We start from the raw sequence: 13,732 nt of genomic DNA, 5'->3' as shown, positions 1-13,732 counted from the left end.
AGCTGCCCCGTGTGCCCGCCGGCGGCGAGGACGGCGACGGTGACGAGGCTGCGATCCCGGGCGGAGAGCTCGGGGCGGTTCCAGACGTCCTCGAAGAGGACGTCGTCGGTGAGGGCGGCGAGCTTGGGGGCGAAGTCCCCGAACGTGCGGCGCCCGCCCCCGATCTGGATCGGCTGGTCGGCCATGGTGGTGCTCCTGTCCGTCGTGTCGTGGAGGGCCGCGCGTCGCGGTCCTGTCGTCCACGGAACACCCGACGCGCCGCCCGAGGGAGGCCCTGACGTGGCACCCTTTGCCGGGCATCAGGGCCGTCTGGTCAGAAGGTCTCGTTCTCCGTGAGGACTTGTTCATGAGGAGCCAGGCGGCACATCAGAAGGTCAGGATGAGGCGGCCGCGAAGACCGCCGGCTTCCATCCGGCGATGAGCGGTACTGGCCTGGTCCGCGGGGAGCGTGTCGGCGACGCGGACGGTGAGTTCCCCGCGACCGACCCGACCGGCAAGAGCCTCGATGGCGTCATGGCGACGGTTCGACCTCATGACGTAGGACTGGAAGACACGAACACCTCGCCTCGGCTCGAGATCAGCTGGCAAGAACAGTGCGAGTTGCCCACCATCGGCGACCGCCTCGAAGGCGGCAGCCCCACGAGCCGCCGGATCAGCGAGAGCGTCGGCTCCCTTTCCATCGGTGAGTTTCCTGACTTCTGCACCAAAATTCGCATCACGATCCACGACATGGTGAGCCCCGAACGCGCGGACGATCGCGTGCTCTTCCGGGCGGGCATCAGCGATGACGGTCACTCCCCGCGCCGAAGCCAACTCGACGAGATACCCGCCGACCGCCCCCGTGGCGCCCGTGACCGCGAGAACCGAGCCAGGTTCCAGGTGGAGCCCTTCTAGGGCCATCTCGGCAGTCAGGGCATTGGACAAGAAAGCGGCCCCCGAGACATGGTCACCTCGAGTGGGCAGCGCAACCAACGATTCTGCTGGCAGAACAACGAATTCGCTGTACCCGCCGTGCGAGCCTGATGGAGCGACGAAACCCACCACCTCGTCACCTACCAGAAGTGTCATGCTCTCCGGAAGATCCGATCCGACCTCATCGATGACACCGGACACGTCCGTGCCGGGAACGACCGCGGAGGTGATCTCGCCGTCATTGCCCTGGAACGATCCGCTGCGAATGATGGCGTCGACCGGATTCACCGCGGCCGCATGGACTCGGATTCGGACCTGGCCCGGGCCCGCGTGTGGCTCGGGCAGATCGACTGCCATCAGCTCCTCTGGACCGCCGTAGTGCCTCACACCGATTGCGCGCATGACTCTCCTTCTTCGCTCCGCTCCTCGAGGGCGAGGCGTCCGTCGTAGGTTCACAGGGACGGGGTGCAGCCAGGGGTACCTGGCTTGACTCCGCATCCAGTGGCTCAGCCGATGGTCTGGCCGCCATCGACGACGAGGGTGTGACCGACGGCGAAGCCGCCGTCGTCGGAGGTGAGCCAGAGAACGGCCGAGGCGATCTCTTCGGGCTTGCCGAGTCGGCCGATGGGCTCCTGGGAGATGACGTCTGCGTAGCCGTCGTCGGTCCCTCCGGTGAGGCGTTCGATCATCTTCGTGTCGATCATCCCGGGGGCGACGACGTTGACCCGGATGCCGTTTGCGACGTACTCCAGGGCGGTGGACTTGCTGAGTCCGATGACAGCGTGCTTCGCGGCGGCGTAGGCGGCTTGACCCGAGATGCCCATGACGCCTGCTCCCGAGGAGGTGTTGACGATGGCGCCTCCTCCGGAGGTCTTCATGTGCCGGATCTCGTGCTTCATGCAGAGGTACACGCCGCGCACGTCGACGCTCATGATCCGATCGAACTCGGCGTCGTCGAGGTCGGCGGTGGGGGTCTGGGTCTGTTCGACGCCGGCGTTGTTGAAGGCGACGTCGAGACGGCCCCAGAAAGAGACGACGTGGTCGAGGGCAGCGACGACCTGAGCGGCGTCGGAGACGTCGAGATCGATGGCCGTCGTGGTGCCGCCTGCTGCGGTGATCATCAAGGCGGTGTCGTGGTGGCCGGCACCGGGGAGGTCGGCGACGGCGACGCGGGCGCCTTCTGCGGCGTAGGCGAGGGCGGTGGCGCGGCCGATGCCGCCCGCGGCGCCGGTGACGAACGCGACCTTGTCCGTAAATCGGGGGGTGGTGAAGCTCATGATTGTCTCCTTGAGGAGTCGGGGGGATGGGTGGTGAGGATGCCGCGGCGCTGTGCGTCGAGGGCGGTGGATGGAGGGTCAGAGCTCGGCGGGGAAGGCGTTCCTGCGACCGATGAGGGTGAGACCGAACGCGATGGTCCCGAAGATGATCAGGACGACGGGGAGGATGAGGCCGTCGGCTCGGGTCAGCAGGCCGGCGCCGACGATCCCGGCGGCGAAGATCGCGATGTTGAACGCCACGGGCAGGAACGAGTTGGCGACATCGGCGTTGTCGCCGCCAGCTGTTGTGAGGGCTGCTTGGAGCTGCGCTGCGGCGCCGCCGAAGGTCAGGCCCCAGAGCACGGCGGCGACGAGAACGGCCGATGCTGACGCGTGGCTGACGAGGAGCACCACGCCTACGCCGACGAAGACCGCGAGGCTGCCGTGCAGCAGTGGTCGCGGGTGTCGGTCGAGGAGGGCGCCGGTGATGATGATGCCGCCGATCGAGGAGACGCCGTAGACGAGCAGGGTGAGGTCGACACCGAGGCCTGAACCGCCGGTCCGGAGGTAGGGCGCGATGTAGGTGTACAGGGTGTTGTGAGCGATCATCCACGTCGCGATGACGGCCAGGATCATTGCGACCCCGGGGATCCTGATCACTCGGGTGAGGGGCAGGCGCGATGTCGCTGGTGCCGGTTCGGCGTCGGAGACGACGGTGAGCACCAGGACCAAGACGACGGCCCCGAGGATGCTGAGACCGCCGAAGGACCACCGCCAGTCGAAGGTCGTTCCGATCCACGAGCCCAGGGGTGTGCCGAAGGCGAAACCGACGGGGGCTCCGGCGGAGACGATCGCGAGAGAGCGCCCGGCCTGGTTCGTCGGGCTGATGCGGCGCCCGTAGGCGGCGAGCATGCCCCAGATGGTTCCCGAGAATGCTCCGGCGACGAAACGAGCGACGAGGGCGACGATCACCGTCGGTGCCACGGCGGTGACGGCATTGGCCACGATGAGACCGACGAGGGCGACGGCGAGCAACCGTCGGCGACGGACGCCCCGGGTCAGGGTGATCGCAGGGACAGTGGCGATGACGGTGCCGAGCGCGTAGGCGCTGATGAGCAGGCCCACGGTGCCTTCGCCGGTGTCCAGTCCGCTGGCGATCTGCGGTAGCAGCCCGGCGGGCATCGTCTCCATGGCCACGAGGATGAACCCGGTCGTGGCGAGGACGATGAGGGAGAACAGAGGCAGCCTCGGTGAAGGCCCGCCAGCGTCCTGTGAGGCAGGGACACCGATCGGGACGGATGCGGTCGGAGTGGTCACGAAGTCCTTTCGGGCGCGGTGAAGCAGCCTGAGATCACGAGGAGTCGGAAAGTGTCGGGTCCGAGGAGAAGACCGGGAAGGGGCTGCCGGGTCAGACCGCGTGTTCGGTGCTCCGGGCGCGTTCGGCGATGCATTCCGTCGCAGCCCAGGAGGCGAGCAGCTGCAGTCCTTGGTCGGACTCGCTGCCGGGGGCAGCGGTGTAGACGGTGAGGGAGTGGCCGGGGGAGTCCTGCAGGTCCATGGCGTGGAAGTCGAGCTCGAGGAGCCCCACGACCGGGTGCCGGAACTGCTTCGCACCGGAGTAGTGCCGCCGAACATCGTGTGCAGCCCACCGGGTACGGAAGTCGTCACTTCGGATGGAGAGCTCCCCGACGAGGGCTGCGATGCCGGCGTCATGGGGGTCGCGTCCTGCATCCCGTCGGAGGATGGCGACGTTGACGTTCGCCGCGCGCTCCCAGTCCGGGTAGAACTCGTGTGCCCGAGGGTCGAGGAAGATGAACCGGGAGTGGTTCGCCGGCCGGAGTGAGCCACGGTACATCTCCGAGTACAGGGCGAATCCGAGGGCGTTGGCTGCGACGAGATCCATGCGGGTGTTCGTGATCATGGCGACCGAACCGGTCATCGCATCCAGCATGTGCTGAAGAGGGGAGGCTGCGATCTTCTGCTCAGGGCTCGACGTGGGGCGGCGACGGGTGGGCGCTGCGGCACGGGCGAGGTCGTACAGGTGGTCCTGTTCGGCCTGATCCATCTCCAGTGCCCGAGCGATGCTGTCGAGCACGCTGTCAGAGACCCCACTGAGGCTGCCGCGTTCGACCCTGGTGTAGTAGTCGACACTGACACCGGCGAGACGGGCGACTTCCTCACGCCGCAGGCCCGGTACCCGGCGGCGACCGCCGACGCTGATGATGCCCGGCGCGTCGGGGCTCAGTCGTGCACGGCGTGACGAGAGGAACTCCCGTACCTCAGCTCGATTGTCCATGCCGTGACGCTACGACTGATGTCCTTCGCCAGCCAGGCCCTGACGGGACCCCCGTTCCGCCGAGAGGGCCGAGCACCAAGGGGGTTCTGACCGGGCCTGTCAGCTTCTCCAGCGACGGCTTAGCGTCTCCGGGAAGAACCCCGCTGACCCGCATCGCCCTGTGACTGGGGCCTGCGCAGCGCGTACTGCCTCTCCGCAACTGATCTGAGAAGGAGCCCCAATGAAGGCCACCGTGATGTACAAGTCCGGCGACGTCCGAGTGGTGGAGGTTCCTGACCCCGTCATCCAGCAGCCCACCGAGGCGCTCATCCGCGTCACCTACGCCTGCGTCTGCGGGTCCGATCTGCACCCCTACCACGACCTCGGGGACACCCCCGAGGGCCGCCGCATGGGCCACGAGGCCATCGGTGTCGTCGAGGAGATCGGCGAAGACGTTCGCACCCTGTCGGTCGGCGACACGGTCATCGTGCCCTTCGCCTGGTCCGACGGAACCTGCCCGTTCTGTCAGGACGGCATCACGACGGCGTGCATCCACGGCGGCTTCTTCGACGGTGCGGCCTCAGCCACCCAGGCCGAGAAGCTGATCGTCCCCCAGGCCGACGGAACCGCCGTCGTCATCCCCGAGGGAACCGACGAAGCGCTCATGCCGAGCCTGCTGACCTTGTCCGACGTGTACCTCACCGGCTACCACGCCGCGATCCGCGGCGATGTCGAGCACGGGAAGACCGTCACCGTCATCGGCGACGGCGCCGTCGGCCTCTCCGCTGTCCTCGCGTCGAAGCAGCTCGGTACGGAGACGATCATCCTGATGGGCCGTCACACGTCCCGCACCGACCTCGGGCGCGAGTTCGGGGCCACGCACGTCGTCGCTGAGCGCGGCGACGAGGGCGTCGCGAAGGTCATGGAGATCACCGGAGGCGAGGGCTCGCACGTCGTGCTCGAGGCCGTCGGTCACATGCCGGCGTACGAGCAGGCGTACAAGATCGTCCGTGCCGGAGGAACCATCAGCCGTGTCGGCGTTCCCCAGTACGAAGAGGCGGCGGTCGGCATGGCGTCCCTGTTCGGAAAGAACGTCACCCTCACCGGCGGCCCCGCGACTGTCCGCGCTTACCTCGAGCAGGTCCTGCCCCAGGTCCTCGACGGAAGCATCGATCCTGGCCGTGTCTTCGACCGCGAGATGCCCCTCGACGACATCGCCGAGGCGTACCGCCTCATGGACGACCGCGAAGCACTGAAGGTCCTCATCCGTCCCTGACCTCCCCGGGCGGGACTGACCAGATGCCCACCCACCCGCCGTCCAGCACGATGAACGACAGGAACATCTCCATGGCCCCGCCCACCTCCACCCACGGACGACGTCCCGCCCAGGTCACGTCGGCACTCCTTCTCACGACCGCCAGCATCGGTGTCCTCACCGGATGCTCGAGCGCCACGGGACAGACCCCGGAACCTGCCGGCGCATCCACGCCTGCGGCGGAACCCTCGGCCGCTGGCACTGCCCGACCGGCTCCTGAGGCAGGCCCTACCCCAGAGCCCGAAGCCCCTCGCGAGGTCGTCGGGACCGTCATCAGGTTCAGCGGCGGAGGCAGCGTGGTCGACGTGACGCTCGAGGAAGACAACCCCACCACCCGGGATCTCCTGACCCGGCTGCCGACGACCCTGCGCCTCGAGGAGTTCGCCGGCCGCGAGAAGATCGGCTACCCCTCACCCGGACTCATCGTCGAAGGGTCTCCGGGCTCCGATCCCGAGGACGGCGATCTCATCTACTTCACACCCTGGGGCAACATCGGCTTCTACTACGACGCCTCCGGAATCGACTACTCCGAGAAGACGATCCACATCGGCAGCTACGACGCCACACCGGACCAGCTCGCGGCGTTCGACGACACCGACGTGACCATCGAGGTCGTCCCGTGACGAACGGAACGTCGCCGGGAAGAGCGACGACACGCAAGACCGTGAGGGCCGTCGTGGCTGTAGCCGCCGCAGGTGTCCTCGCATCGGCCGTGTTCAGCGCCTGCACCAGCACCGGTTCCGGCATGGACCGACCTCCCTCGTCCTCTGCCACCTCGGGCGCGTCCCCTACCGCCCCCCTCGTCGCCGACGCCCCCACCCAGATGGCATCAGGTCTCGAGGCACCGTGGTCGATCGCCTTCCTCCGAGGCACACCCCTGGTCAGTGAACGGGACTCGGGCCGAGTCCTCGAGCTGACATCGACGGGTGAGACCCGCGTCGTCGGGACGGTTCCCGGCGTGCAGCCCGATGGCGAAGGGGGTCTCCTCGGTCTCGCTGTCGGGGAGGACGATCGCCTGTACGTCTACTCGACCGGGGAGGAAGGGAACCGCATCGAGCGGTACACCCTGACGGGCGAGGCCGGGTCCCTCGAACTCGGACCAGGCGAGTCGATCATCGACGGGATCGCGTCCGCCGGGTACCACAACGGAGGCCGGATCGCCTTCGGCCCCGACGGGATGCTCTACGCCGGCGTCGGCGACGCCGGACAGAGCTCAGCCAGCCAGGACCCCGATTCGCTCTCCGGGAAGATCCTGCGCATGAACGCCGACGGGTCCGTCCCCGCCGACAACCCCTTCCCCGGATCAGTGGTCTACAGCCTCGGCCACCGCAATGTCCAAGGGCTCGGGTGGGCGGCCGACGGGACCATGTTCGCCAGCGAGTTCGGTCAGAACACCTGGGACGAACTGAACATCATCGAAGCTGGCGGCAACTACGGCTGGCCCGAGGCCGAGGGCTTCTCCGGGGGAGAGGACTACATCGACCCCGTCCAGCAATGGTCACCCGCCGACGCCAGCCCGAGCGGCATCACGGTCACCGCCGACACGGTGTTCATCGCGAACCTCCGCGGCGAAGTCCTGCGGGCAGTCCCGGTCGCTGACCCCACCACAGCCACCGACTACTACGAGGGTGAGTTCGGTCGCATCCGAGCCGTCACCGAAGGCCCCGACGGGAACCTCTGGTTCCTCACCGGGAACACGAACAGCCAAGGCACCCCACGGGACGGCGACGACAAGCTCCTCCGAGTCCCGCTCACCCTCTGACGACGGCGCCTGCCCGCCACGTCCCCTCCTATCCACGAAAAGAGCGACTCATGATCCCTCGCACATTGGGAGCCGGTGGCCCCGCCGTGTCCCCCCTCGGCCTCGGCTGCATGACGATGACCGGCGGCTACGGTGCTGCAGCCGAGCGTCGCGACATGGTGGAGCTTCTCCGCGGAGCCGTCGACCGCGGGGTGACCCTGTTCGACACGGCAGAGGTCTACGGGCCGCACTCCAACGAAGAGCTCCTCGGAGAGGCCCTCGCCGATCGACCCGACGACGTCGTCATCGCCACCAAGTTCGCCATGGCCATCGACCCTGTCACCCGGGAACCCCGGGGGCGGCTGCTGCGGCCCGACGAGGTCGCGGAGGCCGCCGAGGGTTCCCTCCGACGTCTCGGCGTCGAACGGCTCGACCTCTACTACCAGCACCGGATCAACCCGGACATCCCTGTCGAGGAGTACGCCGGCGCGGTGTCGCAGCTCGTCGACGCCGGGAAGGTCCACCGCTACGGGCTCTCTGAGGCCTCCGAGAGCACCATCCGCCGAGCCCACGCCGTGCTGCCCCTCGCTGCGGTGCAGAGCGAGTACTCGCTCTGGTGGCGTCGACCCGACAACGGCGTCCTCGCGGCGTGCAATGAACTCGGCATCGCGTTCGTGCCGTACAGCCCCCTCGGGAAGGGGTTCCTCACCGGCACCATCACCGCGTCCAGCTCCTTCGCCGACGGCGACCTCCGGGGCAGCATCCCGCGTTTCGGCGCCGACGTCATCGAGCACAACCTCCAGCTGGTCGACGTCGTCAAGGGCATCGCGGCCGAACACGGCGCCACGCCGGCCCAGGTAGCCCTCGCGTGGCTGCTCGCCCGGGAGCCGTTCATCATCCCCATCCCCGGTACGACGAAGGTCCACCGCCTCGAGGAGAACCTCGGAGCGTCGGACATCACCCTCACCGACGCCCAGACGCGGCGCCTCACGTCCCTCTCCGACGACTCAGCGGTCGTCGGAGCCCGCTACCCCGACTTCCTCGAAGCGCAGACCGACATCTGATCGAAAGGCACCACATGAACACCACCCACCGGACCACGAGCATCGCTCTCGCCCTCATCGCCGTCGGCGCGGCGGTCACCGGGTGCACCTCGACCACCGCGGACGCCGGCGACGCGACCGTGACGACCTCAGCGACGGCCCCGACGAGCAGCTTGACCGGTGAATGGGAGATGACCTCCCTGGAAGTCGGAACAGACGGCGACCTGGCCGAGATCCCCTACGGCGGCCAGGTGATCTTCACCGATGCCGGCACCATGGCCGTCCAGGCAGCGAACCCCGACACCGCAGCTCCCGACGGCCCCTACACCGTCAACGGGTACGAGGCCTTCTACGGCGAGGTCACGCTCGTCGACGACGACTCCTTCACCGTCGAGGTCGAGTCCGCACTCGCCCGAGACCTCATCGGGCAGAGCCTCGCCCGGGACTTCGACATCGACGGTGACACGCTCGTCCTGACCCCGACGGACCCCACGGAGGGATTCCGGGCCACCTACGAGCGACAGGGCTGACCTCCAGCCTGCTGGCCACCGACGGACGAGACGACTGCAGTTGGGCAGGGTGGCAAATTCGTACCAGTCAGAGCGGGAGCGTGAGCTAGTCGTCCTTGCCCGTGCTCCGTAACCTCGGGATCCTGTGGGACCGAACACTGCCTCACCCCGAGCAAAGGAGCCCGAGATGTCCAATTCGTCAGCCGTCCTCTACGCAGCCGGTGACCTCCGTATCGAGGAGCGCCCGACACCCGTGCCGGCGACCCATGAAGTCCTCGTGGAGATCCACGCCGTCGGGATCTGCGGGTCCGACGTCCACTACTTCGAGGCTGGTCGGATCGGCCGGTACGTCGTGGAGGCACCGATGGTCGTGGGCCACGAGTCGGCCGGAGTCATCGTCGGCGTCGGTACGGACGTCTCGCCTGAACGCATCGGCCAGACTGTCGCCCTCGAGCCAGGAGTCCCGTGCCGTCACTGTGAGCAGTGCCGTCTCGGGCGATACAACCTCTGCCCGTTCGTCCAGTTCTTCGCGACGCCACCGGTCGATGGCTCGATCGCGCGCTACGTCGTCATCGACGCCGAGTTCGCCCACGTCGTCCCTCATGGCCTGAGCGCTGAGAAGGCAGCGATGGCGGAGCCGGTGTCGGTGGGGGTGTGGGCGTGCCGCAAGGCCGAGGTGACTGCCGGCGACCGCGTCCTGGTCACCGGGGCCGGGCCGATCGGTCTGCTCGCCGCCCAGGTCGCCCGCGGCTTCGGAGCAACACAGGTCACCGTCACCGACGTGAGCGAGTTCCGGCTCGACACTGCTCGCGATCTAGGTTTCACCGCGACCCGGGCGGGCGAGGCGCTCGAGGGAGAGTTCGACGTCCTGCTCGAGTGCTCTGGTGCGGCTCCCGCGCTGGCCTCAGGCCTGGAGGCGCTCGCCTCCGCGGGCCGTGCCGTCCTCGTGGGCATGGGCGCGGACGAGGCCACGATCAACGTGCCGCTCGTCCAGGGGAAGGAGCTCACTCTCCAGGGCATCTTCCGCTACGCCAACACCTACCCGACGGCCCTGCAGTTGATCGCGTCGGGGGGCGTCGACGTCGACAGGGTCATCACGCACCGGTTCGGCATCGCTGAGACGCAGGCCGCGCTCACACTAGCGAGGCGCGAGGCACGATCCCTCAAGGCCGTCGTCGACCCTCGCGCGTGACGGCAGCGGACAGGGAGTCTCGTGCCCTGGGGCCGGGTGACGTCCTCGTCATCGGCGAGTCGCTCATCGACGTCGTGGTGCCCCGACACGGCCAACCGAGGCGACACGCCGGGGGATCACCCCTGAACGTCGCGGCGGGTGCCGCCAGGCTCGGATCCCCGGTGCGGTTCGTGACGTCTTACGCCCAGGACGACGCGGGCACCCTCATCGATCAGCACCTCGTCCGCTCGGGCGTGGAAGTCTGGAGCCAGGCCCCCGTCTCAGGTCACACGTCGACGGCGACGGCGGTGCTCGGACTCGGCGGGGCAGCATCCTACGAGTTCGACATCGAGTGGGACATCGCACCGGTGTCCGTCCCCGGCCCTGCCGCCGTCGTCCACGCCGGATCGATCGCGACCCACCTCATGCCGGGCGCGAACACTGCCTTCACTCTCCTCATGGAGCAACACGAGGAGGCGGTGGTCACGTTCGACCCCAACGTCCGGCTCGGCCTGGGCACCGCAGCCGACGATGTGGCCCGCTCATTCGAGCGCTTCGCCACGGTCTCCGACGTCGTGAAGCTGAGCGACGAGGACGCTGCTGCCTTGTTCGGGTTTTCCCTTTCCCCGGAGGACGTCGTGACCCGAATCTTGGAGCTGGGCCCGAGCTTGGTGGTGCTCACTCGTGGTCGTGAGGGGGCACTCGTCGCGACCCATGCCGATCGCAGGCACACCGTGCCCCCTCTCGTCCAGGTCGTGGACACCGTGGGCGCTGGGGACTCCTTCATGGCCGCCCTCGTTCACGGCATCGCCGGCGCCCGGTCGTCCGGCGCCCTCGACCTCGTTCGGATGCGCAGCGCCGACCACTGGCCTGAGGGCGTCCTGAGTCGCCTGGCCGATCTCGCCACCCGCTGCGCTGCCATCACCGTCTCCAGGGCCGGCGCCGATCTCCCCTGGGCTCGCGACCTCCGGTGACGCGCACCGGTGTCATGTCGAAGTCGACAACGCAGCGGAGCCCTCTCACGCCTCGTCGCCCTTACTGAGTCCGTTGCGGAATTGCCTCGGGGTCAAGCCCTTCTCACGGAGGAACTGCCGGTTGAAGTTCGAGAGATTCGTGAACCCCACGTCGAAGCAGATCGTCGCCACAGGGAGGTCGGTCTCGAGGAGAAGGCGACTGGCGTGCGCAACGCGGAGCTTGCGCACCAGCTCGCTGAAGTTCTGACCTGTCGCACGCTTGAAGTACTTCGAGAACGTGGCGTCGGACATGCCGACGGTGGCAGCAGCCTCAGCCATGCTGATCTCGCCCGTGTGCCCGGCGAAGGCGTACTCGAGAACGACGTCAACGATCGCGGCGGCGCGATCGTCCAGCTGCGGCTGGAAGAACTCGGTCGCCAGAAGGAGCCGTTCTTCGTGAGGTGACCGAGCCAGCACGGTGAGCAACTCGAACACGTGTCGCAGTCGGTCCAGACCGTTCGTGACTCCCACCTTCTCGATGAGGGCCGCGGCTCGAACGGCGGACTCGCCGGTGAATTCGATCCCCCTTGAGGACGCTAGGAGGAGCGGCTGCACCTCCCGAAGCTCCGGCATCACAGCTGAACCCTGGGTGATCCACGCCGGGTCGATCTGGATGACGGCGTCGCGGTTAACGAGGGCTTCGCCATCGGCCAGGTCGCTCACCCAGTCGTGTGGCAGGCCAGACCCGATGAGGGAGACGTGGCCGGCCTCGAACGTACCGACATGGTCACCGACGATGAATCGGCCAGTGCCAGAGCGGATCAAGTGGATCTCGTACTCCGGATGGTAATTCCACCTAGCCACAGGGCTCGGGTAGTCGTGCTGAGCCCACCGCACCGACCGGTCCGGGTCGGCCGTGATGATCTCCCTCGCCGCTCGCATCCCGGTCAGGCGCTCAGCGAGCATCGTCGCCGTGTCCGATCCAGGGCCATGTGCATCCATGGCGACAGCATACAAATTCGTACCAGTTCTCGGAGGTGGGCGCGCTAGTTCGTGTTCCGTCATGAAGTCAGACTCGTGCCCGGACGGCGCCTCGCAGCAGCGGCATCGCCCCAGGGCTCACCACGGCGGTGGGTACCCGCCCGGAGAACGAAGGAGTCCTTCCGATGAACAGACGACACAGGCGCATCGCCACGACAGTGGCCGGTGCCTCGATCATGGCCATGGCCCTCGCGGCGTGCGGCGGCGCAGGCGGATCGACGGGGGCCGACGGGGGAGACCAAGAGGTCAACGTCCTCATGGTCAACAACCCCCAGATGGTCGACCTGCAGAAACTGACCGCCGATGCCTTCACGGCCGACACCGGCATCAAGGTCAACTACACAGTGCTGCCAGAGAACGACGTCCGCGCCAAGATCAGCCAGGAATTCTCCAGCCAGGCCGGCCAGTACGACGTCGCGAGCATCAGCAACTACGAGGTCCCCTTCTACGCCACGAACGGGTGGCTGACGCCTCTCGACGACACCGTCGCCGCCAGCGCGGAGTTCGATCAGGGCGACATCCTCGAGCCCATGACGAAGTCCCTCACCGCGGCAGACGGCAAGCTGTACGCCGAGCCCTTCTACGGGGAGAGCTCGTTCCTCATGTACCGCAAGGACGTCTTCGACGCGGCCGGGCTGACGATGCCCGACAAGCCCACGTGGGACCAGGTCGCCGAGCTCGCGGCCGAGGTCGACGGAGCAGAGGACGGCATGAAGGGCATCTGCCTCCGGGGACAGCCCGGCTGGGGGCAGGTGTACGCCCCGCTGACCAGTGTCGTGAACACCTTCGGTGGCACGTGGTTCGACGAGGACTGGACCGCTCAGGCGGACAGCCCCGAGTTCACCGAGGCCGTGCAGTTCTACGTCGACCTCGTGAGAGAGCACGGAGAGAACGGTGCCGCCCAGGCCGGCTACACCGAGTGCCTCAACAACCTGCAGCAGGGAAACGTGGCCATGTGGTACGACTCCACGGCCGCAGCGGGCAGCCTCGAGGCCGACGACTCGCCCGTCAAGGGCAAGCTCGGCTACGTCGCAGCGCCGGTGAAGGAGACCGCCAGCTCCGGCTGGCTGTACTCGTGGGCCTGGGGCATCCAGAAGGCCGGCAAGAACCAGGACGCCGCAGCCGAGTTCATCGCGTGGGCATCGAGCAAGGAGTACGAGCAGCTCGTGGGCGAGAAGATCGGCTGGTCGAGCGTCCCCGCCGGCAAGCGCGCCAGCACCTACGACAATGCCGACTACCAGGCATCCGCCGGGGCGTTCTACCAGCAGACCGAGGACGCCATCACGACCGCCGACCCGGACGACCCGGGTGTGCAGCCCCGCCCGGCCCCGGGGATCCAGTTCGTGGCGATCCCCGAGTTCGCCGACATGGCGACCCAGGCCTCCCAGGAGATCAGCGCTGCCATCGCCGGGCAGACATCCGTGACGGATGCCGTCGCCGAGGGCCAGCAACTTGCCGAGAAGGTCGCCGAGAAGTACCAGGAGTGACAACGAAGGGGGCGGCGGCCACACGCCGT

The 13,732-nt window shown here is 67.8% G+C and carries 15 protein-coding genes and 1 pseudogene; 9 read left to right on the top strand and 7 right to left on the bottom strand.

Annotated features, from left to right (window positions below):
* The 5 genes from IFT45_RS09370 to IFT45_RS09350 form a co-directional block, all read right to left on the bottom strand.
* On the bottom strand, window positions 1-185 hold a 185-nt coding region (locus IFT45_RS09370; RefSeq protein WP_192127783.1), incomplete at its 3' end, for a carboxymuconolactone decarboxylase family protein.
* 181 nt (window positions 186-366) lie between these two features.
* Entirely contained in the window at window positions 367-1,314 is a 948-nt protein-coding gene (locus tag IFT45_RS09365) for an NADP-dependent oxidoreductase (RefSeq protein WP_192127781.1), read from the bottom strand.
* Between the two features lie 104 nt (window positions 1,315-1,418).
* Entirely contained in the window at window positions 1,419-2,189 is a 771-nt protein-coding gene (locus IFT45_RS09360) for a glucose 1-dehydrogenase (protein WP_192127779.1), read from the bottom strand.
* A gap of 78 nt (window positions 2,190-2,267) precedes the next feature.
* A complete protein-coding gene (locus tag IFT45_RS09355) occupies window positions 2,268-3,485 on the bottom strand; it encodes an MFS transporter (RefSeq protein ID WP_371810937.1) in 1,218 nt (405 codons plus the stop codon).
* A gap of 91 nt (window positions 3,486-3,576) precedes the next feature.
* Window positions 3,577-4,464 carry a helix-turn-helix transcriptional regulator gene (locus IFT45_RS09350; protein ID WP_056054352.1) on the bottom strand — a complete coding sequence of 296 codons (888 nt, stop codon included), beginning with the start codon at window positions 4,462-4,464 and terminating at the stop codon, window positions 3,577-3,579.
* Between the two features lie 220 nt (window positions 4,465-4,684).
* Here IFT45_RS09350 and IFT45_RS09345 point away from each other — a divergent pair, with 220 nt between their 5' ends.
* Complete coding sequence (locus IFT45_RS09345; RefSeq protein WP_192127777.1) at window positions 4,685-5,719, top strand: zinc-binding dehydrogenase; 1,035 nt, start codon at window positions 4,685-4,687, stop codon at window positions 5,717-5,719.
* Here the strand turns inward: IFT45_RS09345 and IFT45_RS17490 are convergent.
* Window positions 5,706-5,837, bottom strand: a complete 132-nt coding sequence (locus IFT45_RS17490; RefSeq protein ID WP_256431853.1) for a hypothetical protein — start codon at window positions 5,835-5,837, stop codon at window positions 5,706-5,708. The genes IFT45_RS09345 and IFT45_RS17490 overlap by 14 nt on opposite strands.
* 217 nt (window positions 5,838-6,054) lie before the next feature.
* Between IFT45_RS17490 and IFT45_RS17815 the strand changes: the two genes are divergently transcribed.
* The 7 genes and pseudogenes from IFT45_RS17815 (at window position 6,055) to IFT45_RS09315 (ending at window position 11,196) form a co-directional block, all read left to right on the top strand.
* On the top strand, window positions 6,055-6,381 hold the full coding sequence (locus IFT45_RS17815; RefSeq protein ID WP_371810935.1) for a cyclophilin-like fold protein: 327 nt from the start codon (window positions 6,055-6,057) through the stop codon (window positions 6,379-6,381).
* Complete coding sequence (locus IFT45_RS09335; RefSeq protein ID WP_371810934.1) at window positions 6,378-7,520, top strand: sorbosone dehydrogenase family protein; 1,143 nt, start codon at window positions 6,378-6,380, stop codon at window positions 7,518-7,520. The genes IFT45_RS17815 and IFT45_RS09335 overlap by 4 nt, the downstream gene beginning before the upstream one ends.
* 50 nt (window positions 7,521-7,570) lie before the next feature.
* Window positions 7,571-8,563 carry an aldo/keto reductase gene (locus IFT45_RS09330; RefSeq protein ID WP_192127773.1) on the top strand — a complete coding sequence of 331 codons (993 nt, stop codon included), beginning with the start codon at window positions 7,571-7,573 and terminating at the stop codon, window positions 8,561-8,563.
* 14 nt (window positions 8,564-8,577) lie between these two features.
* On the top strand, window positions 8,578-9,072 hold the full coding sequence (locus IFT45_RS09325; protein WP_056054366.1) for a lipocalin-like domain-containing protein: 495 nt from the start codon (window positions 8,578-8,580) through the stop codon (window positions 9,070-9,072).
* Between the two features lie 166 nt (window positions 9,073-9,238).
* Window positions 9,239-9,592, top strand: a pseudogene (locus IFT45_RS17140) (alcohol dehydrogenase catalytic domain-containing protein); the annotation flags it as partial.
* Between the two features lie 87 nt (window positions 9,593-9,679).
* Window positions 9,680-10,243 (top strand): zinc-binding dehydrogenase, encoded by a 564-nt coding sequence (locus tag IFT45_RS17135; protein ID WP_235491208.1) that lies wholly within the window; start codon window positions 9,680-9,682, stop codon window positions 10,241-10,243.
* Window positions 10,240-11,196 carry a PfkB family carbohydrate kinase gene (locus IFT45_RS09315; protein ID WP_056054373.1) on the top strand — a complete coding sequence of 319 codons (957 nt, stop codon included), beginning with the start codon at window positions 10,240-10,242 and terminating at the stop codon, window positions 11,194-11,196. The genes IFT45_RS17135 and IFT45_RS09315 overlap by 4 nt, the downstream gene beginning before the upstream one ends.
* Before the next feature lie 45 nt (window positions 11,197-11,241).
* Here the strand turns inward: IFT45_RS09315 and IFT45_RS09310 are convergent, their stop codons facing one another.
* Window positions 11,242-12,177 carry an AraC family transcriptional regulator gene (locus tag IFT45_RS09310; protein WP_156369923.1) on the bottom strand — a complete coding sequence of 312 codons (936 nt, stop codon included), beginning with the start codon at window positions 12,175-12,177 and terminating at the stop codon, window positions 11,242-11,244.
* Between the two features lie 164 nt (window positions 12,178-12,341).
* Between IFT45_RS09310 and IFT45_RS09305 the strand changes: the two genes are divergently transcribed.
* Window positions 12,342-13,703, top strand: coding sequence for a sugar ABC transporter substrate-binding protein (locus IFT45_RS09305; RefSeq protein WP_192127770.1), 1,362 nt, complete (start codon window positions 12,342-12,344; stop codon window positions 13,701-13,703).
* The last annotated feature ends 29 nt before the right edge of the window (window positions 13,704-13,732 follow it).

Origin of the sequence: Frigoribacterium sp. CFBP 13707 (genome assembly GCF_014842245.1) — a bacterium.
Classification (GTDB): Bacteria; Actinomycetota; Actinomycetes; order Actinomycetales; family Microbacteriaceae; genus Frigoribacterium; species Frigoribacterium endophyticum.
Note: the sequence above shows the minus strand (reverse complement) of the source record. Positions and strands in the feature narration are given on the sequence as shown.